The organism is Neisseria sp. P0009.S007 (assembly GCF_051962515.1).
Genome location: NZ_JBQCVF010000352.1, coordinates 1 through 1,379, shown reverse-complemented (window position 1 = coordinate 1,379; position 1,379 = coordinate 1). Strand labels below are relative to the sequence as shown.

Genomic DNA, 1,379 nt, shown 5'->3' with positions numbered 1-1,379 from the left:
TATCAACCGTGTTTTTAAAACACCTGCTTGTGTTCCGCTCCCGTTTTTAGGCGGCACTTGACACAGAAAGACTCAATTATGAAACCAACCATCGCGCTTGTCGGCCGCCCCAATGTCGGCAAATCTACTTTATTCAACCGTTTGACGCTCACCAAAGACGCGCTCGTGCATGACTTGCCCGGCCTGACGCGTGACCGCCATTACGGTCATGGCAAAGTCGGCAGCAAACCTTATTTGGTCATCGATACCGGCGGTTTTGAGCCGGTTGTCGATAGCGGCATTTTGCACGAAATGGCAAAACAAACCTTGCAGGCTGTCGATGAAGCCGATGCGGTTGTGTTTTTGGTGGACGGCCGCACCGGTTTGACGCCGCAAGACAAAATCATTGCCGACCGTTTGCGCCAAAGCCCACGCCCCGTTTATTTGGCCGTGAATAAAGGCGAGGGTGGCAATAGGGCTGTACTTGCAGCCGAGTTCTACGAACTTGCCTTGGGCGACCCTTATGTTATCTCAGGTGCGCACGGCGATGGCGTGTATTATTTGATTGAAGATATTTTGGAAACCTTCCCTGAGCCTGAAAAGGAAGAGGAAGAAGCGAAACATCCTGTTTTTGCTGTAATCGGCCGTCCAAATGTCGGTAAATCGACCTTGGTAAACGCCATTCTCGGCGAAGAGCGCGTGATTGCCTTCGATATGGCAGGCACGACGCGCGACAGTATCCATATTGATTTTGAACGTGAAGGCAAACCGTTTACCATCATCGATACTGCAGGTGTGCGCCGTCGTGGCAAAGTGGATGAAGCGGTGGAAAAGTTCTCCGTTATCAAAGCCATGCAGGCGGTTGAAGCGGCAAACGTTGCAGTTTTGGTATTGGATGCGCAACAAGATATCGCCGACCAAGATGCGACGATTGCAGGTTTTGCTTTGGAAGCAGGCCGTGCCTTGGTCGTAGCGGTCAATAAATGGGACGGCATCAGCGAAGAGCGCCGTGAGCAAGTGAAACGCGATATCAACCGCAAACTGTATTTCCTTGATTTTGCTAAGTTCCACTTTATTTCTGCATTGAAAGAGCGCGGTATAGACGGTTTGTTTGAAAGCATTCAGGCTGCCTACAACGCGGCAATGATTAAGATGCCGACGCCGAAAATCACGCGCGTATTGCAAAGCGCGATCGAGCGTCAACAGCCGCCGCGTGCTGGCTTGGTGCGTCCGAAAATGCGTTATGCCCACCAAGGCGGCATGAATCCGCCGGTGATTGTGGTACACGGTAATTCGCTACACGCCATTTCTGACAGCTATACGCGCTATTTGACCCAAACGTTCCGCAAAGCCTTCAATCTGCAAGGTACGCCGCTCAGAATTCAATACAATGTTTCGGA

Annotated in this window: 1 protein-coding gene; it reads left to right on the top strand. The window is 51.3% G+C overall.

What is annotated here, in order from left to right:
* Positions 1-78: 78 nt before the first annotated feature.
* A partial coding sequence (gene der / locus ACTHS3_RS13205; RefSeq protein ID WP_440368152.1) for a ribosome biogenesis GTPase Der occupies positions 79-1,379 on the top strand: 1,301 nt, incomplete at its 3' end.